Below are 25,454 nucleotides of genomic sequence, written 5' to 3' on the forward strand. Positions count from 1 at the left end.
TCACTCCTTGGCATCTACATTGTATAAAAGGCCAACTTCCGCAGGTTTTATGTAATACATCCTGTCTGAAACAATTTCCTTAATGCTTTTGGTAACTAACGATTCATTTAACTGCTCTATAGTAAGATTGTATCTGGCCAATATAGCTGAGTCCTCATTACCAAGTACTTGTTTTGAGGAATAAATCAATTTATTTAAAATTCTAGAAGCTTTGCGTCGCTCCACCCTAATTTTCGACATTGCATTATAGTAGGTTTGGACATCTTCCACAAAAGTATTTATTCCAAGTACCTCACCCAATACCATAATGTCCTCCCTGTCCCGAGGGCCATAGCTATATCCCGTTCTCCAGTTTCGCAGAACGGATTTTGTGGTTTTATTCCAACCTGCAGTTCGCATCAATCGGAAAAGCCTATCATCGTCCATCCGTTTTTCCATAAACTTTTCTTCATATAATTCTCTCCACTTTTTAATAGACAGATATGCTTGTTTACTAGTGTCCTTCGCGTCAACAGATTGAATGAATATCCTATACAAATCTTTCCTAGCATCGTTATCGACAAAAAGAATAGTGTCTTTTAATCCTATTTCGTGAAAATGTTTATGTGTAACTCGTTTATTCTTGTTATCTAGCACATAAACTGCACTGTTCTTTGTAAAGAAGGATACGCTTCCATCTGTAAAATGAACCAAAGTTGCTTTAACAGCATCTGTACCTTTATAATCCTTCTCTCCACGGTAAACAGCAGGGGACACTGTTGTACTCTTCTCTAACAAATCAGCAGCAGCACTATTTAAACCAATGACTTTCTGACGAGCAAACTTGTTGAATCGATTATAGAGATACCTATAAAAGTTAGTGCTATCCTGTTGAGTTGAGTTCTGAACAAAATGCCTTAATGCATAATTTTCCGCTTCCAATATCGTTTTCAATTTTTGAGTAATTAAGTTAATTTCTGAACTGTACAAATATAATTTGGCTCTCTTATAAGAAATTTTCAACAATGACTGTAAATCTCTAAAATTTATTGCAGAGTACATGACAAGAGAATCACAATGTACAGTAATATCTTGGGCCCAAATATCTTTAGACACAAAGAATTGCAAATCGTATTCAGCCAATTCCTCTATTGTCATTCCCATTGCCAACGAGATGAACTCTTTTAGAGCAAGTTGGTTCTTTCGACTATTGGAGACCACACAAACACTCTTGCCTTGCTTTACTTCGTTTAGAATGAATGCCTTCAATTCATCCCCCTTAGGGTTAGAACGGTCAAGAGAATGTTTGTACAAAATATCCTCAAATAATGACACCATTTCCTCAAAAGAATCATTTTCATAACGACTTTCGCTATCCTTTAATTCTTGGAGTAATCCGAGAACAGTGTCCCAATATGGCTGCATTGATGCAATTAAATCGTAAAGTCCAGCACCGATAGGAAGTCGGATTAAAATATACACCAGCTTTGCCGCAACATTCGTATCATATCTTGAAAATTTCCCCTTTCTTAATTTATCCAATAGGTGGATTAGTCGCTCAATTTCCTGCTCAAAACTACTTTTAACATACTCTACATCCAGCGAATGAATGCTCACTTTATGTAGCAATTCTTCTATATTAATCATAGGTTGCTGTATTTCTTTTTCATCAATATTCTGGAGACAATTCCCATCAACTATATAATTCTTAACAGCACTTTTCTGTAGATATGGGATGCGGTCATCTAAAAGGTTGTCAAAGAACAACAAAGTGCCCTTAGGTAAGTTCGATAAGCCCTTTTTAATGTAAGAACAATCCACAAAAATATAATCAAAACTATGTTCCTGCTCATTGAGCATGTCCAAATTCTCCGTTACATAAATTGTGGGATTTTGACTATCCTTCCTCCCCAATATATTTCTGTTCCCCCTTGAAAGGGCATTAAACTTGCGGTAGCCTGATGCAACAGGATATATGTAGTGCAAGGGAACATCTTGGGGTAACTTGCCTTCGTAGTAATGGTAAAGAATGTGCCTCCAATACACTCGAGCAAAGTAGGTATCCCCCATATTGCAATACCCAATATATTGATGAATATTACTGCATATTTGAAAGAGCCTCTCCGCATTCACACGGCAAGTCTCCAAGAAGGCCAGCATCTCTAAGCGATTGGTTACCACCAAGATTTCCGCCCTTTTAGATGGATTCTCTCTTTTCTGAAACCCCATTGTTTCATCCATATTAAGCGCTCTCAATACTAGATGTGGAAATATGTACTTTCTCGGTGTACAGAGCAATATGTTTTCCTTGCACAACAGGGACCCAACAATTTCATCACCCATACACTCTTCGGCTCGATAAAATATCTGCTGAGGTACACTACAATGTACTAAAGACTTGTCTGATGTGCTATACAACATCTATCTCCTTCTCTCATTTGTAAATTCACCATACAAATTACAAAAAACTTAAATTTCATAATACTATTATACCAACAGAATTAGAGTACTTCTATATGTATATTAGAAGAACAGACCAATTGTGCCAATTTCCTTGTAGCGTTTTTTAACTGAGATTTCTCCCCACTATAAAGTTATTATTTTAGCTATCTATAACGATTTCAGTCCGCCTCGCTGAGGTACTCTGGTTTTCCTCCACGCAACTGCTACCACCTGTTATTTTCTTGGGGGGCACAAAAGGCAATTAGCCAAAGGCACTATAAAAACCTAGTACCCCAGAAATTTTTTTATCTATACAAGGAATTTTTAAGAATAATGGAGAAAATTAGAGGATTTATCTTTGTGAACTTTAAAGTTGGTATCGTCACACCTTTAATCATTTGTGAATACTCCTCACAACCAAGTAAAAATATAGTCGTATTTTCAGATTGTTTTTATAATTACTACTAAAAATCAGCTGAGATTACAGGAAATCATTCAAAATTTGGTCTAGACCTCTTTATAAATTAAGGAGGATATTCATATGAAATATGAAAGTTGAGCGTTTTTTAATGAGAACAGCTCTTGAAACTAAATAAGATCATTAGCATTACTTGAACTAAACAACAGCTTTGACGGATACGTTGATTCCCAAGAACTAACACCTAATCTTTTACACCGCTTACTTAAATAGAAAGGATTGAAATAAAGGCAGACGGAAGTCCGAGAATTCTCTATCGATTCTCGGACCCTTCTGCTAATTATTTAATTAATTTTATAAACGCACAACACTCCACATGGCTAGTATGCGGAAACATATCAACAGGCTGCACCTCAAGCGTCGAATACCCGCCATCCTCAAGCACCCGCAAATCGCGCGCCAAGGTTCCCGGGTTGCAAGACACATAAACCACACGCTTCGGCTTCATCTCCAAAATCGTCCGCAGCAATGCCTCATCGCAGCCTTTGCGCGGCGGGTCAACCACAAGCGTATCAGCCTTGATACCTTCCTTATACCACTTCGGAATCACGACCTCAACTTCGCCAACTTCAAACTCAGCGTTCTCAATACCGTTCAACTCGGCATTCCGCTTCGCGTCCTCAATCGCTTCCGGCACAATTTCGACGCCGTATACTTTTTTCGCCTGCTTCGCCAGAAACAGCGAGATCGTGCCGATGCCGCAGTAGGCGTCGATGACGGTTTCTTCGCCGTTCAGTTCGGCGTATTCAAGCGCTTTGTCATAGAGCACCTTTGTTTGCTCAGGGTTGACTTGGTAGAACGATCTGGCGGAGATGGCGAATTTGATCTCTCCGATTGTGTCGTAAATGTATTCTTCTCCCCAGATGACGGTTGTTTCGTCGCCGAAAATGACGTTTGTTTTTTTCGGGTTGATGTTTTGGACGATCGATTTGACGTGCGGGAATGCCGCGGTGATCTCCTCGACGATTTTCGCTTTGTGCGGGAAGTCGTTTGTTCTTGTGATGAAGACGACCATCATTTCGCCTGTGACGGCGCCGTATCTGACCATGATGTGTCTGAGCCAGCCTTTGTGGCGTTCTTCGTTGTACGCTTTGATGCCGTATTTGCCGCAGATCTCTTTGATTGCTTGAACGACGCGGTCGTTTTCCGTCTGCTGGATCAGACACTCGTTCATATCGATGATTTCATGGCTGCGCTGCTGGTAGAAACCTGCGATCAGACCGCCTTCTCTTTCGCCGACAGGGACCTGCGCTTTGTTTCGGTAGTTCCACGGGTCTTCCATGCCGAGGGTCGGGTGGACGGTGATCCGGCTTAAATCGAGCTTGCCGATTCGCTCGAGCACGTCTTTGACTTGCTTCTGCTTGTAGAGAAGCTGGCCTTCGTAGTTGATGTGCTGAAGCTGGCAGCCGCCGCACTGCTTGTAGATCGGGCACGGCGCGTCTGTACGAAAGCGGCTTTCTTCTTTCAAGTCGATGAGACGGCCGAAGGCGAAGCCTTTTTTAACCCGGGTCACTTTGATCTGCGCCTTTTCGTCAGGGAGCGCGTTCGGCACGAAAATCGGGAAGCCGTCGACTTTGGCGACGCCGGCTCCTTCGTGTGTTAAATCTTCAAATACGACATTGTAATATTCATTTTTTTGAACGGGGGCTTTTTGTTTCATCTTTTTCACCTGCTATAAGAAAAACTTGGCCAGCTCTTTAGACCAAGTTCAATCATCCAATTTTCTCGCTTTTTCTTTTGACATGACGACATCGATATGGCGGTAGAGGTTTTCGAATTCGCCCGGCAGTTCGCCGCCGTATTCGCCGTCAAGGTTGAGGAGCATTTTGTCTTTGACCGTCACTTTGACGCGGTTTGCTTTCGTGTAGATGATATGCTCGTCATTGATATGTTCGCCGCGGAGGGCAAGTCCGACAAGTCTGATGAATTCGGCGAGGTTTGCCCGTTTTAAAATAACGAGGTCAAACATGCCGTCATTCAAGCTTGAGTCTGGAGCGAGCTTCTCAAAGCCGCCGACGGAGTTCGTCAGCATGACGAGAAACAGCATCACTTCTCCTTCAAACAGCTTGCCGTCGTATTCGATTTCAACCTCGGTCGGCCTCAGCGAAGGAAGGAGCATTTCCATTCCTTTTAAATAATAGGCGAGGTGGCCGAGCATCGTCTTCAATTTGCTTGGTACGTCATATGTCAGTTCGGTGAGGCGTCCGCCGCCGGCAATATTGATGAAATATTGGCCGTTGACGCGGCCGATGTCAATCGGACGGGCTTCTCCCTCTAGTATTGTGTTTACCGCCTTTAAAATATCCTCGCGCGGAATGCCGAGCGCTCTCGCAAAGTCATTCGTCGTTCCGACCGGAATGACTCCGAGCTTGGGACGGTGTTCCAACGGCGCCAGTCCGTTGATGACTTCATTTAATGTGCCGTCTCCTCCGGCCGCAACAATCAAGTCAAATTCCCGCTCAGCGGCGTTTCTGGCGGCCTGTACGGCATCCCCTTCCCCTGTTGTCGCATGGCAAGACGTTTCATAGCCTGCCTGCTCGAACTTCTGCAGAACTTGGGCAAGGTTTTTTTTGAAAATTTCGCGTCCGGAAGTCGGATTGTATATGATTCGTGCACGTTTCATGTTTTCATCATCCTATTAGAGTATCCGTATCATTTCTTTACCAACAACCTTTAATTATACTAGTTGTTGAAAAAATCGCAACAAAATGGGTTTTATTATTTGTTTAATTTTAGATAAAATGCCTCAATTCATGGTAAAAAAGACTTCGGGATCTAATTGATGTAAAATAATTAATATTAAGAAAAAAGGAGATGTTGCTGTGAAAAAGCCCGTTTATTTTAACCATGACGGAGGCGTCGATGATCTCGTCTCTTTATTTCTGCTATTGCAGATGGAAGATGTCAAATTGATCGGAGCATCCGTCATACCGGCGGATTGCTATCTGGAGCCGGCTCTCAGTGCCAGCCGAAAAATCATTGACCGCTTCGGTTCGTACCAGGTCGAGACTGCGGCATCCGATTCGAGAGGGGTGCATCCGTTCCCGAAGGAGTGGCGCATGCACGCTTTTTATGTCGACGCCCTGCCGCTTTTAAATGAAAAAGGCGAAGTCCGGACCCCTGTGTCAGACCTGCCCGCTCACCTCCATCTCATTGAATGCGTCAAACAGAGCCCGGAACCGGTGACGCTGCTGTTTACCGGCCCGCTGACAGACTTGGCGAGGGCGCTTGAGGAAGAACCGGCGATCATCAAGCACATTGCCAAACTTGTCTGGATGGGCGGTACCTTCCTTGAGAAAGGAAATGTGGAAGAGCCTGAGCACGACGGGACGGCGGAATGGAACGCCTTTTGGGACCCTTACAGCGTCAAGACGGTGTTCGAACGCGATATTCAGATCGAAATGGTCGCGCTTGAAAGCACGAACCAGGTGCCATTGACAAACGATATCCGCTCCCATTGGGCAAGCCTCAGAAAGCATGTCGGGATCGATTTTATCGGCCAGTGCTATGCGATGTGTCCGCCGCTTGTCCATAACGAGACGAATTCGACATACTACCTTTGGGATGTGCTGACGACGCTGACACTCGGCACAGTCGATATGACACGCTCGCGCAGCGTCAAGGCGGTTGTCCATACGGAAAGCCCGCGCCAAGGAACGACAGAAGAGCATCCTCACGGCAGAATGGTCGAAGTCGTCGATCAAGTCGACAGGGATCAATTTTTTGCGTATTTTGAAGAGTTGATGAAAAAAGCCGACCGCATTCCATCTTTATAAAAGGAGACTTTCCATGATCAAAAAAGGGACAAACATTTATATCAGGCCGCTCACGGCTGAAGACGCCGAGGCTTGCCTTGACTTGCAGAACGCAAACCGCCCGTTTTTTGAACAGTTTTCAATGGAGCGGAACGAAGAGTTTTATACAATCGAAGGACAACAGAAGAGGCTTCAAAGTTTATATGAAAATATGCAGAACGATGTAGATTATTATTTTGGCATCTTTGATCCTGCAAACGATACGCTGATCGGAACGATCAACCTTTTCCAGGTACTGCGCGGCTCCTTGCAAAGCGCCTTCATCGGCTATTTTTTGGATCAGAAACACAACGGCAAAGGCTACACGACAGAAGCCGTCAAGCTGATGGTCGAGTTCGCCTTTCAAGATCTCAAGCTCCATCGCATCGAAGCCGGCGTCATGCCCCGTAATCTTGCCTCGATCCGGGTGCTGGAGAAGGCGGGCTTTCACAAAGAAGGCATCGCCCGGAAAAACGTTAAGATCAACGGAAAATGGGAAGACCATCAGCTGCTGGCGGTAATCAATCCGAATGATTAACCGCTTCTTTGCGGGGCTGGAAAACGAAATCAGCAGCATTAAAAAAGCTTGTCGATGAAGATCATTTCAACCTTTATCGACAAGCTCATAACATGCTTTCATCTGCTTTTTGTCTCTTTCATGATGCTGAAAATGACTAAGGCGATAACACCTGCACATACAATATAAAATAAAACATCAGTCACAGGATTTCTTATATTTTTCAAGAGAAAAATGACTCCGATCAACACGATCGGTATGATCCAGGTGAGCCGCTTTACGGCTTTGGGGCTTGGTTCGTTGTTTCCTTTCGATTCCATTCACTGCCTCCTCTGTTGCCTTTTTTAAACAAAGCATAACACAGGATATATTTGTTAAACACCGACGATCGTCTCATCAAAGAAAAAACCCCTTGGAAAGGAGCATTCCAAGGGGTTCATGTTTTATCGACTTACTCTTCTTTCATACCCGGTTTTTTCCGGCGGAATTTCGCCAGCACTTCGTATACGATCGGTACGATCAGCAGGGTAAGGAGCGTCGAACTGATCAAACCGCCGATAACGGTGACGCCTAGTCCTTTTGAAATGACCTGGCTGCCGCCTTCAAATCCGAGCGCCAATGGAATCAGGGCGCCGATTGTGGCGATGGCCGTCATCAGGATCGGACGGAGCCTTGTAGAGCCAGCTTCAAGGAGTGCTTCTCTCGTTGAGAGCCCTTCCGCTTCCTTATGGATGACGCGGTCGATTAAGACAATCGCGTTTGTAACGACGATACCGATCAGCATCAGCATTCCGATCATTGCGTTCAAGCTGATTGTTTCTCCTGATACGTAAAGTCCCACCAAGGCGCCGATAATCGTAAACGGCAGCGAGAACAGGATCGCAAATGGCGCCAGTGCTCCGCCGAATGTAATCACAAGCACGAGGTAGACGATCGCAACCGCCGCAAGCATCGCGAGTCCGAGTTTTGTAAAGGAATCTTCGATATCAGCGGATACGCCGCCGGTATCGATTGTGACGTTGTCAGGCAGGTCGATCTTGTCGATGTTTTTCTGTACGTCGACTGATACGGCCGTGACGTTGTCCGATGTGACTTCCGCCGTGACATCGGCATAGATTTTGCCGTCGCGTTTTGAAATCGTGTCAGATGTCGTGCCTTCCTTCACTTTCGCGACATCGCCGATTTTCACTTCCTGGCCGGTCGGAGTTGTGATTTTCTTGTTTTCTAAATCTTTGACGCTTTTATATGTTTCTTCTTCTGTTTTAATCGTGACATCAAGATCTTTTCCGTCTTTTTTCACGGTTGTAAGCGGCGCCTGCGATGTTTCTTTCATGAGCGCCTGAGAAATCTGTGATGCCGTTAACCCGAGTTTGCTTAATTTCTCCTGGTCAGCGACAAAAGTAAATTCGTCATATGTGCTGGACAGGCCTGAGTTTACGTTCTTCAGGTCTTTTTGGTCTTTCATAATCTTTTCGATCTCTTTTACAGTGCCTTTAATCTCTTTTTCTGAATCTCCGTACACATAATACGTTAACTGATTGTTATTGCCTGAAGAGCTGAAATCCTGGGTTTTCCATTCTCCGCGTTTGGATTGCTTCTGAATGTCTTTTAGGACGTTGTCTTTTTCTTTATCAAAATCAGGTGTGTCTTCCTCATATTTGATATAGAACAACGCGCCGTTTGAGCTTCCGCCCATCAGCGGATTTCCCGCTCCTAACGTATATTGAACCGTATCGACGTGTTTGCGGTCCAATAGGACTTTTTCAGCTTTTTGCGCTTCTTTTTCCGCTTCTTTTTTCGTTTCTCCCGGTTCAGGAGTGTATGTGATTTGCACCATTTTATCTTTTGTAGCAGGCAAGTAGCTCGCTCCGATTAGCGGCACGAGGAACAAGCTTCCGACCAGCATCAGAACCGCGATGATCGAAGTGATCCATTTATGGCTGAGCGACCAATTCAACACTTTTTTGTAGAAGTTGGCCAGTACCCCAGGCTTGTGTTCTTTCGCCTTCACCGGCGCACCTGTCAACGACTTTTTGAAGAGGGTGTGCGCAAGCATCGGCACGAGCGTGATCGCGATCAGCAGGGATGCGGCAAGCGCGAATACAATCGTTAAGGCAAACGGCAGGAACAATTCGCCGATTTGACCGCCGACGAGTGCGAGCGGCAGGAATACCGCGATCGTCACGATCGTTGATGACATGATCGGCATGAACATTTCCTTCGTCGCTTCGCGCACGAGCGCTTTTCCGCGCAGCGGCTCATCTTTCAGCCTCATGCGGCGGTAAATGTTTTCAATGACGACGATCGAGTCGTCGACAACCCGTCCGATGGCGACCGTCATGGCGCCGAGCGTCATGATATTGAGCGTGATATCAAGCTGGTTCAAGACAAGCAGTGCGATTAACAATGACAATGGAATCGAAATGACCGAGATTAATGTTGATTTAATATCCCTTAGGAATAAGAGAATGATCACAACCGCAAAGATCGCTCCGAAAATCGCTTTGCTCAGCATCGTCTCGACCGACTCGGTGATCGGTTCGGCTTGATCGTATGTCGAGCTGTATTTGAAGCCTTTGTGGTCTTTTTTGAATTGTTCGAGTTCAGCTTTTACGTTGTCGGCTACCTCGACGGTATTGGCGTCGTTTGCTTTAATGACGCTGATGCCGATGCTGTCTTTACCATTGGTTCGTGAAATGGATTCGGCTTTTTTGACATCTTTAATCGTTGCGATGTCAGACAGCTTAACCGTCGGGATTCCCGCGCTTTGCTGAGCTTGTCCGGCGCTCTGTGCTCCGGCTTGAGCCTGCGCGCCCTGGGCCGCTTGCGCACTTTGCGCTCCGGCTTGCGCGCTTGCGCCTCCGGCAGACGCCGCTGGAATTCTCATATTTTTCAAGTCTTTAATTGTTTCGATATCGCCGCTGACGACGACCGATTTTTCTTCTTTGCCGAATGTGTACAACCCAAGCGGAGTCGTCACATCAGATCCTTGAATCACTTGCTTGACTGTATCCTCGTCAAGCCCATATTGCTTCAATTTGTCTTTTTTAAATGAAAATTCGACTTCTTCAACCTGCTGTCCGGAAAGCTGAACGGAAGCTACGCCTTCAAGGCCTTCAAGCTTCGTCAGGAGGCTGTCTTCCACTTTTTTCGTCAAGCTTTGAAGATCGTCTTTATCACTGGACACGCTGAGCGCGAGGATCGGGAAGGAATTCATGCTGTAGCGCGAAATGCTCGGCTCTTTCGCATTGTCCGGCAGATCGAGATTCGCCAATGCTTCAGCGGCTTCCGTCTTCGCTTTGTCCATATCCTTTTCATAATCGTATTCAATCATCACCGATGATGCGTTTTCATACGAAGTGGACGTCACAACGCTGACGCCGTCCAGGTTTTGCACGGCTTGTTCAACAGGCTTTGTGACTTCATCAGCTACCTGGCTCGGAGTGGCTCCGGGGTATGTCGTGCTGACGGTCAAATAAGGCATGTTCACATCAGGAATTGATTCCTGCTTCATATTTAAACCCGCATAAATGCCGGCAACCGTAACAATAATCGTCATCAGCCACACAGCGAACTTGTTCTTTAGTACAAAATTAATGATAGAATTCATTACGACCTCCATTGTGTATATCATTTTCAGAATACAGATTGACTGACTGGTCATTCTATACAATAATAAACTTCAAAAGTAAACAGCGTCAACTTATATATGTTAAAATTTATTCAATTTTAAAGAAGTGTTAAAGGGGTACATTCATGACAGAAAAAGAAGAAAAAATCATTAAAGCAGGCCTGCACCTGTTCGCGAAAAACGGGTTTGCTTCCACAACGATTCAGGACATCGCCAATGAATGCAACATCTCAAAAGGAGCTTTCTACCTCCATTTCAAGTCGAAAGAAGCGCTTTTGCTTGCAATCATTAAGTATTATATCGATCGAACGATGGAAAATATGAAGATCATTCAGCAAAAGAATTTTCCTCCGAAGGAAACGTTCAAGGAGCAGATTGCTTATCAATTCAGTGAGAGCAAGGAGCACCGCGACTTTATTCTCGTGATGATCAGCGAACACAGCATCCCGGAAAACAGCAAAATCGAAGAATATTTTAAAAATGTCAGCCAAAAATTCCACGAGACGTATCAAAACGCACTGTCAGCAGCCTACGGGGACATTGTGAAGCCCTATCTGTCAGACTTGTCCGTGATCGTTCAAGGCATCGTGCAGTCTTACCAAAATTTGTTTATCTTTAATGAACTGGACATCGATTTTTACGAACTTGCGGATTTTATTATGAGAAGAATCGATGACATGATTGATGGCATGGTTCAAAACGGGGAGCAGCCGATCCTGGCCGGACGGACGTACAGCTATTACCGGAACGCCGGCAATACGGCCGATAAACATACGATTTTGCGGGAGCTTGAAGATGCCAAACGTCAGCCGGCGCTGCCGGAAGACATTCTCATTACACTGGATGTGATCGAGGAAGAGCTGAGAAAAGATTCGCCCCGCATCCCCGTGCTCCAGGGCATGCTGACAAATTTGGAGCATCAGGACAATGTCCAGCATCTATATGGAATGATCACCCGTTTCCTTCATTCATAAAACAGCCTGATGGCTGTTTTTTTATTTCCCTACAATACGACGATCTGACCATGAATATTTGGAAACAGCATGTATAATAAGATCGCTTAAGACAATCTAGATTTTTAGGGGGTTTTACCTTAGTGAAAAAAAGCATCGTTTGCTCCATCTTCGCGCTGCTCCTTGCTTTTGCCGTTTCGCAGCCGAGCTACGCACACACCGTTTCTCCGGTGAATCCGAATGCCCAGCCGACGACGAAAGCGGTGATGAACTGGCTTGCCCACCTGCCCAATCGGACGGAAAACCGAGTGATGTCCGGGGCATTCGGAGGATACAGCCTCGACACATTTTCGCTGACTGAAGCCGACCGGATCAAACAGGCAACAGGACAGCTGCCAGCCATATACGGCTGCGATTATGCAAGGGGATGGCTGGAGCCGGAAGAGATCGCCGATACGATTGACTACAGCTGCAACAGCGACTTGATCGCATACTGGAAAAGCGGAGGCATTCCGCAAATCAGCCTGCACCTCGCAAACCCCGCGTTTACTTCGGGTCATTATAAAACTCAGATTTCAAACAGCCAGTATGAGAGAATTATAGATTCTTCCACGCCCGAAGGAAAACGGCTTGAGGCGATGCTGAGCAAAATCGCCGATGGCCTTCAGGAGCTTGAAAATGAAGGCGTACCCGTTCTATTCAGACCCCTTCATGAAATGAACGGCGAATGGTTCTGGTGGGGGCTGACGCAATATAATCAAAAAGACAGCGCGAGAATCTCCTTATACAAACGGCTTTATGTGAAAATCTATGACTATATGACAAAGACAAGAGGCTTGGATCATCTGTTGTGGGTGTATGCGCCTGATGCCAACAGAGACTTTAAAACAGACTTTTATCCGGGCGCATCATATGTTGATATCGTCGGGCTTGACGCTTATTTTGATGACCCGTACGCCATTGATGGCTACGATCAGCTCACATCTCTGAACAAGCCGTTTGCCTTTAGAGAGGTCGGGCCACAGACGACAAACGGCGGGCTGGATTACGCGCGGTTTATCCATGCAATCAAAGAGAAATACCCGAATACGACGTACTTCCTGGCGTGGAACGATGAGTGGGGCCCTGCTGTGAATAAGGGAGCGGGCGCCCTCTATCTTCATCCATGGACGCTGAATAAGGGAGACATCTGGGACGGCGGTTCTTTGACGCCTGTTGTGGAATAACGAAAAAACCTTGGAGAATTATTCTCCAAGGTTTTTTAAGCAGCTTGTTCTGTCCTTTTGAGGCTGGTCCTGTTATTTAATATCCATGGCTTTCATAACTCTCATTTCTCTTTCCTGCTTTTTTTTCAAAGCTTCTCTGCCTTTAATCCATTCCCCCAGCAATAAAGCCAGTCCGCCAATAAGAGGAAGATAGAATGATGCGAAAGATTTTCCTTCATGAATGGATAATGCAACGAGAAAAATGATATAAGCTGTTGGCAGTATAGCTCCCCAAAAAGTACGATTTCTGGTCGATAAAAAATATTGAATTCCCAGTATTGCAAATCCGATCAGTAGTATATATATAGTATTCATTTATGAACACCCCGCTCTTTTTTATATTTCTCAATGATTAACTTTGCATTTTCCAGACTTATCTGATCATCGATGGCTAACTGTTTAATAAAATGAACAAAAGTCTCATTTTCCAATTCATCAATGAGTTGAATTTTTTGTATTAATCGATCCAACCTAACCCTAACTGTTGGATAAGATACTTGATAACTCTTTGCAATTTCTTTTAACGAACCAGATTTCAGCGTAAAGTTTTTAATAAATTCTACATCCTCTTCTTCTAAAGCCAATATCCACTCGGGTACATCTTTTCTTTCCATAGACAGCCCCTCTTATCAATAAATTTAAAAACAAAACTTAAATTAATGATAATATATCTCTAAATAAAGTTCAAATAAATTTTAATTTTATTTATTTACATCTTTACACAAATAAAAAAAGGTCCCCAATATGAGGACCTCCATTTAAGTAGCATAAGTCTGTTTTTTTATCGTTTATTAATCTCTTCAAGAAGAAGCTTGTTGACCATCGGCGGGTTCGCTTGTCCTTTTGAGGCTTTCATGATTTGGCCGACAAGGAAGCCGATCGCACGGTCTTTTCCGTTTTTGAAGTCTTCGATCGATTGCGGATTGTTGTCGAGCGCTTCTGTGACAAGCTTTCTGAGCGTCGCTTCGTCAGAAATTTGCACAAGGCCTTTTTCTTTGACGATTTTTTCTGCGTCTCCGCCTTTTTCGATCAATTCTTTGAAGACCTTTTTCGCGATTTTCGATGAAATCGTGCCTTTTTCGATCAGCTTGACCAATCCGGCAAGGCCTTCAGGCGTGAGCGCAACATCCGCAAGCTCTTGTTGCTGAGCGTTCAAGTAAGCCGACACTTCACCCATCAGCCAGTTCGACGCCAGCTTCGCGTCTGCGCCTTTTTCGACGGCTGCTTCGAAGAAGTCGGACATTTCTTTTGTCAAAGTGAGCACTTTCGCGTCATAGGCAGGCAGGCCAAGCTCTTCGATGTAGCGCTTGCGGCGCTCGTCCGGAAGCTCAGGGATGCTGTCTTTCACGCGCTGTTTCCACTCATCGTCAATGTAAAGCTCGACAAGATCAGGCTCAGGGAAGTAGCGGTAGTCGTCAGATCCCTCTTTGACCCTCATCAAAATCGTCGTTTTGGACGCTTCATCATAGCGGCGCGTCTCCTGCTGAATGACACCGCCTGACAAAAGAACTTGCGCCTGGCGTTTTTCTTCGTGCTCAAGGCCTTTTTGAACAAAGGCAAATGAGTTCAGGTTTTTCAGCTCTGTCTTTGTGCCGAACTCCTCTTGTCCGATCGGACGGAGGGAGATGTTGGCGTCGCAGCGGAGCGAGCCCTCTTCCATCTTACAATCAGAAACGCCTGTATACTGAATGATTGATTTCAGTTTTTCAAGGTAGGCGTAAGCTTCTTCAGGCGTTCTGATATCGGGCTCGGAGACGATTTCAACGAGCGGTGTTCCCTGGCGGTTATAGTCGACAAGGGAGTAGCCGTCGCCTGTATGCGTCAGTTTTCCCGCATCCTCTTCCAAATGAAGGCGGGTGATGCCGATGCGCTTCGTTTTTCCGCCGACTTCGATTTCGATCCAGCCGTTTTCGCCGATCGGTTTATCAAATTGAGAAATTTGATAAGCTTTCGGGTTGTCGGGGTAGAAATAGTTTTTCCGGTCGAATTTCGTTTCTGTCGCAATTTCGCAGTTGAGCGCCATCGCGGCTTTCATCGCGAAATTAACGGCTTCTTTGTTCAACACAGGCAGTACACCCGGATAGCCTAAGTCGATAACGCTTGTCTGCGTGTTGGCCGCCGCGCCGAATGGCGTTGGAGAACTGGAGAAAATTTTCGATTTTGTTTTGAGCTCCACGTGGACTTCAAGTCCGATTACCGTTTCAAAGTTCATGTTTTTTCACCCCTTACAGTTCAGGTTTTGCTTTATGGTGGTCTGTCGCCTGTTCGAATGCATGGGCGACGCGGTATACTGTGCTTTCGTCAAAGTGTTTGCCGATGATTTGCAGGCCGAGCGGCAAGCCGTTCGCCAAGCCGCACGGTACGCTGATTCCCGGTACGCCCGCAAGGTTGACAGGAATCGTCAGAATGTCATTGGCGTACATGGTCAGCGGATCGCTCGTTTTTTCGCCGATTTTAAATGCCGGCGTCGGCGTTGTCGGTCCGATGATGACGTCATAGTTTGCAAATACGTCTTCAAAGTCCTTTTTGATCAGCGTTCTGACTTTTTGCGCTTTTTTATAGTACGCATCATAGTAGCCTGAGCTGAGCGCGAACGTACCGAGCATGATGCGGCGTTTCACTTCGTTTCCGAATCCTTCGGAACGCGTTTGTTTGTACAGGTCGATCAGGTTGTCGGCATTGTCCGTGCGGTAACCGTAGCGGATGCCGTCGAAGCGCGCCAGGTTTGCCGACGCTTCAGATGAAGAAAGCAGGTAGTAAGTCGCCAGCGCGTATTTGCTGTGCGGAAGCGATACTTCTTCCCATGTCGCGCCAAGGCTTTCGAGCACTTTCAGCGCTTCAAGCACGGAATTTCTCGCTTCTTCTCCCACTCCTTCGCCGAGGTATTCTTTCGGCACGGCGATTTTAAGTCCTTTAATGTCGCCGGTTAACGCTGACAGATAGTCGGGCACGTCCACATTGGCGCTCGTCGAATCCATTTTGTCGACGCCTGAAATCGCCTGAAGAAGGTAGGCGTTGTCTTCGACAGATCTTGTGATCGGGCCGATTTGATCCAACGAAGAAGCAAATGCGACAAGGCCGTATCTGGAAACGCGTCCATATGTAGGCTTTAAGCCGACGACGCCGCAGAAAGATGCCGGCTGGCGAATCGATCCGCCCGTGTCAGATCCAAGTGAAAACGGCACTTCCCCGGCCGCAACCGCAGCCGCAGAGCCTCCGCTTGATCCGCCCGGAACAGTTTCGAGATTCCACGGGTTTTTTGTCTTTTTAAAGCCTGAGTTTTCTGTGGAAGAACCCATCGCGAATTCATCCATATTCAGCTTTCCGATGGTGACCGCTTCAGCTTCGTGAAGACGCTCAACAACGGTTGCATCATAGATCGGATCAAAGTTCTCAAGAATTTTGCTTGCGCACGTTGTCCGCAGATCCTTTGTTACGATATTGTCCTTAATACCGATCGGCATCCCGAAAAGAAGGCCGTGCTCATCACGGGTATCTAGCGCTTCGTCCAATTCTTTGGCGTATGCGCGGGCTTTTTCTTCATCAAGCTGCAAAAAGGCTTGTACCTTTCCGTCAACTTCGTGAATCCGTTTGTAAGATTCATCGACTAAATCTGATATGCTGATCTCTTTATTATGTATGAGACGTTTTAATTCAGATATTTTATGGTCAAACAGTGACATGTTTTCTCGCTCCCTCCTTTATTCAGTCCAAGATTGACGGCACGCGGATGTAGCCGTCTTTATGATCAGGCGCGTTTTTGACGACGTCTTCAACCGGAAGGCCTTTATCAGGGACATCTTCCCTCATGATATTCTTCATTTGCAATACGTGCGTTGTTGGTTTAACATTCTCTGTATCGACTTCGTTCAGCTCTTCTGCAAATGAAATAATGCTGTCAAGCTGTTCGGTAAACATCGCCGCTTCTTCGTCCGTAATCGCCAGTCTGGCAAGATGGGCGACATGCTTTACTTCTTCTATAGAAATACGCGACATACTAAAAACACCTCCAAGGTTATTCTCGCTTAGTCATAATACTGATCATATCAAATTTTAGCCTTCTAAATCAACAAAACCACGATCTTCGCCCCATTAGGCGGCTTTTATTTTATCGCACATGAAAAATTCAGTAAAATAGCCCGTACTAATATTCAGAATATTTTTACTTTATATAATATTTGTAAGCGTTTTCATTATGATGCTTATCAGAACCATCGCGCTCTTTTTCAATAAAATCGGATGTTTTTCACGGTTGATTGATGGGGAATAGTTTGATAGGTTAGGTAACTAAGTACGATCTAATCGGCAGCGCCTTAATTCCAATACTTGATTTTTCAAAGAGGGGGCCCTGCAATTTTCTTCGTACCGCAAGTCAGTATTGTCGAAAATTTTAAAGAGGTGATGCCACATTATTTTTAAAGAGGAGAGATATGAAACGTGAGTGTTGAAATATTTATTTCGTTAGGGATTTATTTTGCCGCGATGCTCTTAATCGGCTGGTATTCCTACAGAAAGACATCCAATTTGAATGACTACATGCTCGGCGGCAGAGGTCTTGGGCCTGCTGTTACGGCTTTATCGGCCGGCGCGTCGGACATGAGCGGCTGGATGCTGATGGGACTGCCCGGAGCCATGTATGTGACAGGACTTTCGAGCGCCTGGCTTGCCGTCGGTTTAACAATCGGAGCTTATGTGAACTACTTGGTTGTCGCTCCCCGGCTGCGCACATATACAGAAGTAGCAAACGATGCGATTACAATTCCGGATTTTTTCGAAAATCGGTTTAATGATACGACGAGAATCTTGCGCCTGGCATCAGCCATCGTCATTATGGTGTTTTTCACACTGTACACGTCGGCGGGTATGGTGTCCGGAGGAAGACTGTTTGAAACGGCGTTCGGCCTCGATTATAAAATGGGTCTTTTCTTAACGGCAGCAGTCGTGATTGCTTATACGCTGTTCGGAGGGTTTTTGGCCGTCAGTCTGACTGACTTTGTGCAAGGTTTGATTATGTTTATCGCTTTAGTGCTCGTGCCGATCGTTGCCTTTACTCAATTAGGCGGAATTACGCCGACTTTCAATGTGATCGAAGAAATCAATCCAAGCTTGCTCGATTTCTTCAAAGGAACGACCGTCATTAGCATTATTTCATTTCTCGCCTGGGGACTGGGCTATTTCGGTCAGCCGCATATTATCGTCCGCTTTATGGCGATTTCATCCGTAAAAGAGCTGAAGCCTGCGCGCCGCATCGCAATGGGCTGGATGATCATCTCCGTAATCGGCGCACTGCTTGTCGGACTGATCGGTGTGGCGTATGTCCATGAAACGGGTACAGCGCTTAAAGATCCGGAAACGATTTTTATCGTGTTCTCAAAAGTATTATTCCATCCGCTGATTACCGGATTTTTGCTTTCCGCTTTGCTCGCGGCGATTATGAGTACGGTGTCTTCCCAGCTGCTTGTCACATCAAGCGCCATGACGGAAGATTTTTACCGGACGTTTTTCCGGCGCAAAGCAACGGATAAGGAACTCGTTCTTGTCGGACGTCTGAGCGTTCTGCTTGTCGCCGTCATCGCGATCCTTCTGTCTCTGACACCGAACAACACGATCCTTGATTTGGTCGGCTATGCGTGGGCCGGGTTTGGTTCCGCATTCGGCCCCGCCATCCTTCTCAGCTTGTACTGGAAGCGGATGAACCAGTGGGGCGCATTGGCCGGTATGATCACAGGAGCCGTGACCGTGCTGATTTGCATTCTGACCGGTCTGCAGGAGAAGACGGGAATCTATGAAATGATCCCTGGTTTCTTCCTGAGCTTGATTGTCGTTTACGCTGTCAGCATGATCACGAACAAGCCGGCAAAAGCAGCAAGAGATATGTTTGAAGAAATGGAACAGACGCATGAGGAAGAACATTCTTAAATGATCAGGCAATGAAAGCCGCCGGGCGATATCCGGCGGCTTTTTTGCTCAGACGGAATTCTTTTGATGCCACACCGGCAATATAATGGTAGGAGTATTGGGCTTTCTTGCTGATGAATGGTTCCGCGACATCCCCTTCAAAAACAGTTGTCGATCCATAGCGTCTGTGAGAAAATCATATCAATCATATAAGATATTGTCGGAAAGGAGATCATGGGCATGGATTGGCATATTGAAACAGAAACACTGTTGAAGCTTGGCATCGCAACATTAATCGGAATGGTCATCGGTCTCGAAAGGGAGCTGAAAAACAAGCCGCTCGGCTTAAAAACGTGCATCGTGATTGCGATCAGTTCCTGTGTTCTGACAATGATCAGCATTGATGCGGCATACCATTTTCCAAAGTCGAACAGAATTATGATGGACCCTTTGCGGCTTCCCGCACAAATCATATCGGGGATCGGCTTCATCGGAGCGGGCGTGATCTTACGCAAAAGCAACGACGTCATTTCCGGCCTGACCACTTCAGCGATGATCTGGGGAGCAGCCGGCCTCGGCGTCGCCATCGGAGCGGGCTTTTATAAAGAAGCATTTGTCAGTCTCATTTTCATTTTAATCAGCGTCGAGTTTTTGCCGTGGATCGTCGGCAAAATCGGCCCGAACCGCTTGCAGGAAAAAGAAATCCGCGTCCGCATGTCTCTGAATGACAAGGATAAACTGACGGATATCCTCAAGGAAATGAAAGCGAAAAAAATCCGGATTCATTCCGTCCGGATCGATGATATGCGCGATAATGAATTTCCGGTCATGGAAACGAAAATCATGGTTCATAAGAAACGGTATGTCACCGATGTCTATTACGATATCAAAGCGATCGACGGCGTCGTCGGCGTAAAATGCGATACGCTTTAAAAAAAGCAGCCCTTTGGCTGCTTTTTTTGTGGATCATAAATATGGACAGTCGGTTCTATAGGATGATGGCTTTCTCTCGCCTAGAGGAGTTATTCATTTTCCTCCATTCTCCCCTTTTCAACTGTTCGAGTAAACAATATGAGACAAGCAAAACCTGTATATGTAAGTCCTTACCAGCAGGGTGGAAATTTGCTATATTCAGTCGTTTTTTACTGATTGATCACTAGGAGATCTCTTGAAATTTTTAAATGTCATCAGCCGATGTCTGTTATTGAATTTTATTTAAGGCCGCATCATCTGCCATCACAATCACATCATTATGTTTCCTTAAAATTGAAGCAGGGAACTCTTGGGAGACACGGGTGCTGTTCAGCAGCCGTGCCAATGCTTCAGATTTTTCATTTCCAGACACGAGCAGAAGGATCCGCTTACTTTCCATTATTGTTTCAATTCCCATGGTCAATGCCTTTGTCGGTACTTCGTCCAAGGAACGAAAGAACCGGGAATTTGCCTGCCGGGTTGATTTATCCAAATCAACGATATGGGTTCTGCTTTTAAAGCTTGTCCCCGGTTCATTAAAACCGATATGACCATTCAATCCCATCCCTAATATTTGTATGTCAATTGCTTTTTCGGAAACAAGTCTGTCGTAACTGATGCATTCTTGTTCCAAATCTTCCGCCATCCCATTTGGGATATTGATATTCCTTTGCCTAATATCCAGATGTTTGAATAATATTTCATTCATATAATAATGGTAGCTGTTTTTATTTTCTTTAGCCAGTCCAACGTACTCGTCTAAATTAAAAGCAGTAACATTCTTAAATGATATTTCCTTTTGCCGATACTTTTTGATCAGGCATTTATACAAACCTAGCGGTGTCGAACCTGTTGCAAAACCGATAACAGGATTTTTTGAATTGTTAATGAGCTCAGTCATTAAATCAGCTGATTTTTCACTCATTTCTTCATAACCTGATACATGAATAATTTTCACGTCGTTCTCCTTTCCGCAAAATAACATGTCCAAGACGGACTACTGTATTAAACTGCACTTCAAAAAGACAAGGCATCTTCGCTACACCTCAGTAAGACAATCCATTATTCAAGAACTCCGATATTCCGCTGATAACGATCATTTACTCGATTACATTTCCTTTAGAATCAAATACACCGATAAGTTCAGGATCTTCAGAAACGTTTTTTAAGATTGCAATATGCGCATTCGTGACAAAGACTTGTGTACGAAAAGCAAATATTGCCGTATCGCCGACTTTTGCTTCAACTGTGTTTAATGCGCCATAATAATCAATATGATCAGGTGTCATTTCAATAGCTTGAACCTTCTTAAGATGATTTTTGTTTGTTCCAACCAGCGCCGCTTTCATATGTGAACGCGGATAGAATCCACCGCCGAAAACATAAGCATGATGATTAGATATGTGGGATACTTCAGTTACATATACCATTGCAGGTCTTTCTGCGAGTTTTTTCGTTGCATGAATGGGCGTCGTTCCAATTAAAGCATGACCGGGTTCGCCTTGAGTTGCACCATTTTCCTTCAACAATTTGATTGTTCCACAAGATGTTGCACTTGGCATATTCATCTCAAGCCTTTTATACCCTCTTTCCATTAAAAAAGATTTTACGGTTTGCATGGATGTTACATTCGGAGTAACTGTTGGAAGGCCGTCTTTAATCAATATACAAGGAAAGCTTGTTAAACCTGCAATTTCAATTCCTTCTAACTGTTCAATCGATTCGATATCCTTAACGATTTGTTCAAAAGTGAACCCTCCCTCTTGACCTTTATATATATAATCCTCTTTGTTTGCGATACGTAAAAACACTTTTTGTTTTCTTCCCATTTCCTTAGCTGCTCTACTAATGTTTCGAGCATTTGCAAGACTGAAAACCGTAACATAGTCAGGATGAAGCTTTAATATAGCCGGAATCATATGAATAGGTATTTGAACAAGATGTCCGACATGCCCAATCTTGATTCCATTTTGGCTGAGTGTGATTGCCTCCCACGGGTCTACAGCAACCGCTTTGTCAATTCCGCTTTCGGCGATAGCTTGTGCTACCAACGGATTACGGCCAAATTGCTTTGTCATAAAAAATAGTTCAATATCCTGTTTTCTGGCTTTTTCGCTTAAAACTTTTGTATTTTTCTTGACAGTGTCCAAATCTAATACATAAGTGTTAGGTGAAATGATTCCCCGCTGATGAAAATCCAATGCAGCTTCTATTAATTTTTTATTATATTTTAATGTAGATTCCAAAAACATCAGTCTGTCTCCTCTTTTCCTTTTTGCATTAAATGAAGGAATGAACTGCCGTTTTCAGTATTGCGAAGCCCTAGATAATCAGCAGAAGTTGCAGCAATGTCGGATAGCGTTTTTCTTTCCCCGATATTTGCGGGGGATAACTTTTTGTGATAAGCCAGCAAATACGTTTTTTCCCGTGTGTGTTGGTTATGGCCGATCGTAGGGTCATTCCCGTGATCTGCACTAATCATCAGCAGATCCTGATCTGTCATTTTCCGGAGAATTTCCGGCAAATATTGATCTACCATTTCAATCCGATTCGCATAACGCACAGGATTCTGTGCATGTCCGGCTAAATCGGTTTCTTGTACTGTGGCAGCAATCACGCCTTTTTTGACACGGTCCATCTCCTGTATAATATCCTTCATAACTTGTTCCGTATCTACACCCGGAAACCTATTTGCACCTTTACAATAAATGATGTCCTGCATTTTTCCGATAAGAGAAACTTCCATTCCCCCATTTTTCGCCAATGTTGGCAGCTGCTTCTCGGGAGAGATACCAAAACCTAAGTGACGGACTTGATACCCCTGCTTGTATACATTAGATTTAGGCGAATTCACCCCTACTAATCCGTCTTCTCTTCTTTCAACTGACCTCTGCAAGTGTTCAGGTGTTACATTTTCGCCTCCAAGAACAATCACACGATTTACTTTAACATGATGACGGACACATCTTCCTATTTTCAACACTTCATCAAACGGAATATAATCCAGCGGAGCGCTTACATTATAAATTTGCCCGTAATCTGTTTCGATATTATCGGCCACGACTACTAAATCGTTTACTAATAGATACGGCAAATCTGAATTTGGTATGTTAACTTTATAACCCTGATCTTCCAAAGCGAGTTTAACATGATTGATATGTTCTGCAAAAGGTGCTAAATATGTCTTTTTTGGCTTTGTCCCCATGATTTCATTATGCCCTTCAAAACTGTCTGCTCCTTGATGCATCAGGTTCAAAACACCATAGCTGGCAATATGGTCTACATTTTTCAATTTAGGATGGTGCAAGATTTTGTTTATACCCAATTTTTCGAAATTTGGAATGTTTAAAGAAGGCACCGTATCAAGTATGTGATAGAAAGTATTAGCGCCAACGTCTAAAGGGTGATAATCGCTTGCATCTTCCATATAACCGACACCTAAGCTGTCTAATATTATGATAATGACTCTTTTATTCATTTATATCATCCCCTCTTGAAGGATTTACACTAAGATTTTCTGTTGCTCGGTGAACGGATATGTTTAGAATTCTTAAAATGGTCTCAGGACCGCTTCTTAATGGATTAATGCGGATCATTTTTTTGGCCAGTGATGGATCTGCAGATAAAAAAGTGCCAGACACTCTATAAAACATTGGTGCAAACTCGTATTTTGATTCAGCACCTACCGGATGGGGTGCCGCTCCCAATTCATTAGCATGATGGAGCACTTTTTCGGCAATTGGTTTAACAAACTCTACAAGTAAGACTTTTGATTGTGCATTTGCCAAATAAGCCTTTTTAACACCTTTAATGGCTCCATTATTAAGCGAGTGAACTAACTGATCATTGACACTTGCTTGAATTGCCAGCATAACTGGCGCATATACCAGGCCCCTTAAAGCTTCTAAAGCTTCATAACCTTGAACTTGGCTTCCGCCTGAATAGTTTAAATTTTCTATTCTTTGTATTAAATCATTTTTGCCTAAAATGACTCCAATACCTTCCGGACCTAGTAGCTTGAACAATGAAAAGGTGGACAAATCGGCTTTGACTTGCGCTCCAATCTTTTCTGCTTTCATCGCAGCATAGTTGTCATCCGTAATAATGACTAGACTAGAATGAATGGAACGAATTTTTTTTATTGTTTCAGCCAAATCGTAATGGTCATCTATTTTTTGCCTCGTATGCTGAATCAATACACCTTTTAACTTCGGGTGTTTGAGGATGGCTTCTTTTATTTGTTCAGAATCGTGAAAATCCGCGTATATTGGCAAGACCCCCATCGACTCTAACGTTGTTTTACTTGTTGGATATATAGGTGCGTCATGGACTAGGATCTCGTCACCTGGCTTTAAAAAACTCATAAAACCAAATCTCAATGCCCCTGTTCCTGCACCACGAACTAACATTGCTTTCTCTGTGCCAAAGAAATCGGCTAGTGTCTCTTCTATTTTTTTTGTGAACCGCGGTTTATTCATTCCTTTTACAACGCCTAAATCGCCAAGTGAAAGCAATTCTTCTCCTCGAAAATGTCTTGTCATGACATCCACCAACTTAAATTGTCTATGCATGGCTTCTTCAATAGATAGACTATATAGAGGATAAGTTTCCATGCTCATTCACTCTCCCCTTTCATAAAAGCGCGAGGATTTTTAATCAACATCTTATCAATTGATTCATCAGTTATTCCATAGGTTTGCAAGAGAGGGATAAACGTGTCTATCAAATATGAATAGCCCACCCCGCCTTTATATACCAAATGTGATTTTCTGGTGATGTCCATAGACAGCAAAACCTTGTCTATATACCCTTTAGCCTGTATCTTTTTCAACATTTCTGCCCGAACACGATCAGACATATAATTTTCTTTACCTATTGTATCGAATTCTACATACACACCTTCTCTCAGCATTTTCAATATATAATCGGCATCTCCTGATAAATCAACATGCCCTATCACCACTCGGTTTAAATCAACTTCATGTTTTTTGAAAAATTCTACTTGTTCATGCCCTAATGTTCCTATGGAAGTATGGGTTGATATTGGTTTTTTTGTTTTCTTATGCGCCACAACAACCGCTTCAAATACTTTTTGTTCGGTTTCCGTCCATTTATTGTAACTTGTTCCAATTTCACCGATCAGCTCGGCTTTAGCATCTGTTCCTCTAATTCCTTCAACAATCTCCATTACCATTCTTTCTGCCAACTTTTCTTTTGGTTCGCGAAACACATGGATCGGGTAAAAAGAATCTTGGTAGAAACCAGTTGAAAAGACAATATTAATGCCTGTTTCTTCTGCTACTTTTTGAACGTATGTAATATTTCTCCCCATTCCAATATTCGTGACATCCACAATATTGCGTACGCCCTTTTCGTATAAACTTTTAAATTCTCTAACGGTTTCAGAAAATACATCCAACTTACAATCCTCATTGTTTTTTACTTCGGAAAGGTCTATCGTTGTATGTTCATGCATATAGGTCATTCCGTCTTTCAACATTCGGAAACTTCCCCTCTTTCGATGA

21 protein-coding genes are annotated in these 25,454 nt (G+C 44.1%); 6 read left to right on the plus strand and 15 right to left on the minus strand.

Going from position 1 to position 25,454, the window contains the following annotated elements:
• From drmE to LQ247_RS16230, 3 genes are all read right to left on the minus strand, one after another.
• Positions 1 to 2,400, minus strand: coding sequence for a DISARM system-associated protein DrmE (gene drmE / locus LQ247_RS16220; RefSeq protein ID WP_269146025.1), 2,400 nt, complete (start codon positions 2,398 to 2,400; stop codon positions 1 to 3).
• Positions 2,401 to 3,179: 779 nt separating this feature from the next.
• On the minus strand, positions 3,180 to 4,559 hold the full coding sequence (rlmD, locus tag LQ247_RS16225; protein ID WP_231006293.1) for a 23S rRNA (uracil(1939)-C(5))-methyltransferase RlmD: 1,380 nt from the start codon (positions 4,557 to 4,559) through the stop codon (positions 3,180 to 3,182).
• Between the two features lie 48 nt (positions 4,560 to 4,607).
• Positions 4,608 to 5,522, minus strand: coding sequence for a diacylglycerol kinase (locus LQ247_RS16230; RefSeq protein WP_023855610.1), 915 nt, complete (start codon positions 5,520 to 5,522; stop codon positions 4,608 to 4,610).
• Positions 5,523 to 5,721: 199 nt separating this feature from the next.
• Between LQ247_RS16230 and LQ247_RS16235 the strand changes: the two genes are divergently transcribed.
• Together LQ247_RS16235 and LQ247_RS16240 are read left to right on the plus strand one after the other, a co-directional pair.
• Positions 5,722 to 6,675 carry a nucleoside hydrolase gene (locus tag LQ247_RS16235; RefSeq protein WP_025810350.1) on the plus strand — a complete coding sequence of 318 codons (954 nt, stop codon included), beginning with the start codon at positions 5,722 to 5,724 and terminating at the stop codon, positions 6,673 to 6,675.
• A gap of 13 nt (positions 6,676 to 6,688) precedes the next feature.
• Positions 6,689 to 7,231 (plus strand): GNAT family N-acetyltransferase, encoded by a 543-nt coding sequence (locus tag LQ247_RS16240; protein ID WP_095292948.1) that lies wholly within the window; start codon positions 6,689 to 6,691, stop codon positions 7,229 to 7,231.
• Positions 7,232 to 7,329: 98 nt separating this feature from the next.
• Here the strand turns inward: LQ247_RS16240 and LQ247_RS16245 are convergent, their stop codons facing one another.
• Positions 7,330 to 7,530: a hypothetical protein gene (locus LQ247_RS16245; protein WP_020450473.1), complete on the minus strand. Its 201-nt coding sequence runs from the start codon at positions 7,528 to 7,530 to the stop codon at positions 7,330 to 7,332.
• A gap of 131 nt (positions 7,531 to 7,661) precedes the next feature.
• Positions 7,662 to 10,820 (minus strand): efflux RND transporter permease subunit, encoded by a 3,159-nt coding sequence (locus tag LQ247_RS16250; protein ID WP_231006294.1) that lies wholly within the window; start codon positions 10,818 to 10,820, stop codon positions 7,662 to 7,664.
• 146 nt (positions 10,821 to 10,966) lie between these two features.
• Between LQ247_RS16250 and LQ247_RS16255 the strand changes: the two genes are divergently transcribed.
• Both LQ247_RS16255 and LQ247_RS16260 read left to right on the plus strand, forming a co-directional pair.
• A complete protein-coding gene (locus LQ247_RS16255; RefSeq protein ID WP_105979206.1) occupies positions 10,967 to 11,815 on the plus strand; it encodes a TetR/AcrR family transcriptional regulator in 849 nt (282 codons plus the stop codon).
• A 122-nt stretch (positions 11,816 to 11,937) separates the two neighbouring features.
• Positions 11,938 to 13,020 carry a glycoside hydrolase family 26 protein gene (locus LQ247_RS16260; protein WP_105979207.1) on the plus strand — a complete coding sequence of 361 codons (1,083 nt, stop codon included), beginning with the start codon at positions 11,938 to 11,940 and terminating at the stop codon, positions 13,018 to 13,020.
• 72 nt (positions 13,021 to 13,092) lie between these two features.
• On the opposite strand, the gene LQ247_RS16265 is transcribed toward LQ247_RS16260, so the two are convergent.
• The 5 genes from LQ247_RS16265 to gatC all read right to left on the minus strand — a co-directional run bounded on the left by LQ247_RS16265 (position 13,093) and on the right by gatC (position 17,055).
• Entirely contained in the window at positions 13,093 to 13,374 is a 282-nt protein-coding gene (locus LQ247_RS16265) for a hypothetical protein (protein ID WP_020450469.1), read from the minus strand.
• A complete protein-coding gene (locus LQ247_RS16270) occupies positions 13,371 to 13,673 on the minus strand; it encodes a DUF2089 family protein (protein WP_020450468.1) in 303 nt (100 codons plus the stop codon). The genes LQ247_RS16265 and LQ247_RS16270 overlap by 4 nt, the downstream gene beginning before the upstream one ends.
• A gap of 167 nt (positions 13,674 to 13,840) precedes the next feature.
• Positions 13,841 to 15,271, minus strand: a complete 1,431-nt coding sequence (gene gatB, locus LQ247_RS16275; RefSeq protein ID WP_020450467.1) for an Asp-tRNA(Asn)/Glu-tRNA(Gln) amidotransferase subunit GatB — start codon at positions 15,269 to 15,271, stop codon at positions 13,841 to 13,843.
• 13 nt (positions 15,272 to 15,284) lie between these two features.
• The gene (gene gatA, locus LQ247_RS16280; RefSeq protein ID WP_023855604.1) at positions 15,285 to 16,742 is read right to left on the minus strand and encodes an Asp-tRNA(Asn)/Glu-tRNA(Gln) amidotransferase subunit GatA; all 1,458 of its coding nucleotides are present in this window, start codon (positions 16,740 to 16,742) and stop codon (positions 15,285 to 15,287) included.
• 22 nt (positions 16,743 to 16,764) lie between these two features.
• Complete coding sequence (gatC, locus tag LQ247_RS16285) at positions 16,765 to 17,055, minus strand: Asp-tRNA(Asn)/Glu-tRNA(Gln) amidotransferase subunit GatC (RefSeq protein ID WP_003179590.1); 291 nt, start codon at positions 17,053 to 17,055, stop codon at positions 16,765 to 16,767.
• Positions 17,056 to 17,496: 441 nt separating this feature from the next.
• Here gatC and putP point away from each other — a divergent pair, with 441 nt between their 5' ends.
• Positions 17,497 to 18,978, plus strand: coding sequence for a sodium/proline symporter PutP (gene putP, locus LQ247_RS16290; RefSeq protein WP_043054157.1), 1,482 nt, complete (start codon positions 17,497 to 17,499; stop codon positions 18,976 to 18,978).
• 219 nt (positions 18,979 to 19,197) lie between these two features.
• Positions 19,198 to 19,890, plus strand: a complete 693-nt coding sequence (locus LQ247_RS16295; RefSeq protein ID WP_020450464.1) for an MgtC/SapB family protein — start codon at positions 19,198 to 19,200, stop codon at positions 19,888 to 19,890.
• Positions 19,891 to 20,158: 268 nt separating this feature from the next.
• Here the strand turns inward: LQ247_RS16295 and nagB are convergent, their stop codons facing one another.
• The 5 genes from nagB to LQ247_RS16320 all read right to left on the minus strand — a co-directional run bounded on the left by nagB (position 20,159) and on the right by LQ247_RS16320 (position 25,429).
• Positions 20,159 to 20,887 carry a glucosamine-6-phosphate deaminase gene (nagB, locus tag LQ247_RS16300; RefSeq protein WP_020450463.1) on the minus strand — a complete coding sequence of 243 codons (729 nt, stop codon included), beginning with the start codon at positions 20,885 to 20,887 and terminating at the stop codon, positions 20,159 to 20,161.
• Between the two features lie 142 nt (positions 20,888 to 21,029).
• Complete coding sequence (locus LQ247_RS16305) at positions 21,030 to 22,181, minus strand: YhfX family PLP-dependent enzyme (protein WP_026578931.1); 1,152 nt, start codon at positions 22,179 to 22,181, stop codon at positions 21,030 to 21,032.
• A complete protein-coding gene (locus LQ247_RS16310) occupies positions 22,181 to 23,407 on the minus strand; it encodes a phosphopentomutase (protein ID WP_231006295.1) in 1,227 nt (408 codons plus the stop codon). Before LQ247_RS16310 ends, LQ247_RS16305 begins: the two co-directional genes overlap by 1 nt.
• Positions 23,400 to 24,548 (minus strand): aminotransferase class V-fold PLP-dependent enzyme, encoded by a 1,149-nt coding sequence (locus LQ247_RS16315; RefSeq protein ID WP_105979211.1) that lies wholly within the window; start codon positions 24,546 to 24,548, stop codon positions 23,400 to 23,402. Before LQ247_RS16315 ends, LQ247_RS16310 begins: the two co-directional genes overlap by 8 nt.
• The gene (locus LQ247_RS16320) at positions 24,545 to 25,429 is read right to left on the minus strand and encodes a phosphotriesterase family protein (RefSeq protein ID WP_105979212.1); all 885 of its coding nucleotides are present in this window, start codon (positions 25,427 to 25,429) and stop codon (positions 24,545 to 24,547) included. The genes LQ247_RS16315 and LQ247_RS16320 overlap by 4 nt, the downstream gene beginning before the upstream one ends.
• Positions 25,430 to 25,454 lie beyond the last annotated feature (25 nt).

Source organism: Bacillus sp. BS3(2021) (assembly GCF_021043345.1).
Lineage (GTDB): Bacteria > Bacillota > Bacilli > Bacillales > Bacillaceae > Bacillus > Bacillus paralicheniformis.

Bases quoted from the DNA above. Each gene is read 5' to 3' on its own strand.
- drmE (WP_269146025.1), bottom strand. From the start codon at position 2,400: ATGTTGTATAGCACATCAGACAAGTCTTTAGTACATTGTAGTGTACCT.
- rlmD (WP_231006293.1), bottom strand. From the start codon at position 4,559: ATGAAACAAAAAGCCCCCGTTCAAAAAAATGAATATTACAATGTCGTA.
- LQ247_RS16230 (WP_023855610.1), bottom strand. From the start codon at position 5,522: ATGAAACGTGCACGAATCATATACAATCCGACTTCCGGACGCGAAATT.
- LQ247_RS16240 (WP_095292948.1), top strand. From the start codon at position 6,689: ATGATCAAAAAAGGGACAAACATTTATATCAGGCCGCTCACGGCTGAA.
- LQ247_RS16245 (WP_020450473.1), bottom strand. From the start codon at position 7,530: ATGGAATCGAAAGGAAACAACGAACCAAGCCCCAAAGCCGTAAAGCGG.
- LQ247_RS16250 (WP_231006294.1), bottom strand. From the start codon at position 10,820: ATGAATTCTATCATTAATTTTGTACTAAAGAACAAGTTCGCTGTGTGG.
- LQ247_RS16255 (WP_105979206.1), top strand. From the start codon at position 10,967: ATGACAGAAAAAGAAGAAAAAATCATTAAAGCAGGCCTGCACCTGTTC.
- LQ247_RS16265 (WP_020450469.1), bottom strand. From the start codon at position 13,374: ATGAATACTATATATATACTACTGATCGGATTTGCAATACTGGGAATT.
- LQ247_RS16270 (WP_020450468.1), bottom strand. From the start codon at position 13,673: ATGGAAAGAAAAGATGTACCCGAGTGGATATTGGCTTTAGAAGAAGAG.
- gatB (WP_020450467.1), bottom strand. From the start codon at position 15,271: ATGAACTTTGAAACGGTAATCGGACTTGAAGTCCACGTGGAGCTCAAA.
- gatA (WP_023855604.1), bottom strand. From the start codon at position 16,742: ATGTCACTGTTTGACCATAAAATATCTGAATTAAAACGTCTCATACAT.
- gatC (WP_003179590.1), bottom strand. From the start codon at position 17,055: ATGTCGCGTATTTCTATAGAAGAAGTAAAGCATGTCGCCCATCTTGCC.
- LQ247_RS16295 (WP_020450464.1), top strand. From the start codon at position 19,198: ATGGATTGGCATATTGAAACAGAAACACTGTTGAAGCTTGGCATCGCA.
- LQ247_RS16305 (WP_026578931.1), bottom strand. From the start codon at position 22,181: ATGTTTTTGGAATCTACATTAAAATATAATAAAAAATTAATAGAAGCT.
- LQ247_RS16310 (WP_231006295.1), bottom strand. From the start codon at position 23,407: ATGAATAAAAGAGTCATTATCATAATATTAGACAGCTTAGGTGTCGGT.
- LQ247_RS16315 (WP_105979211.1), bottom strand. From the start codon at position 24,548: ATGAGCATGGAAACTTATCCTCTATATAGTCTATCTATTGAAGAAGCC.
- LQ247_RS16320 (WP_105979212.1), bottom strand. From the start codon at position 25,429: ATGTTGAAAGACGGAATGACCTATATGCATGAACATACAACGATAGAC.